This window comes from Streptomyces sp. SM1, assembly GCF_002910825.1.
GTDB lineage: Bacteria > Actinomycetota > Actinomycetes > Streptomycetales > Streptomycetaceae > Streptomyces > Streptomyces okerensis.
Genome location: NZ_NEUB01000945.1, coordinates 25,508 through 25,776 on the forward strand (window position 1 = coordinate 25,508; position 269 = coordinate 25,776).

At 78.8% G+C, this 269-nt stretch carries 1 protein-coding gene; it reads left to right on the top strand.

Features of this window, described 5'->3' with window-relative positions:
- The coding region (locus tag B9S61_RS42860) for a hypothetical protein (RefSeq protein WP_258039983.1) at positions 1–269 on the top strand (269 nt) is incomplete at both ends.

Consider the following 269-nt stretch of genomic DNA (forward strand, 5'->3'; position numbering starts at 1 on the left):
GCACCGCGCGGCTCCCCGTACCCCCGGAACCGGGGCGCCCCTGTACCGCCTGGTGGACTTCGTCCCCGGCCTGCCACCGGACGCGCGGGCGGGACTGGAGGCCGCGCTGGAGGCGAGCGGCCTGCTCGACGCCTGGGTGCGCGCCGACGGCACGGTCCTCGACCCGGCCACGCACGACACCCTCCTGATCCCGGGCACCCCGGTCACCGGGCCGTCGCTCACCCGCGTACTGCGGCCGGTCGCCGCACCGGACAGCGGCGTGACGGCGG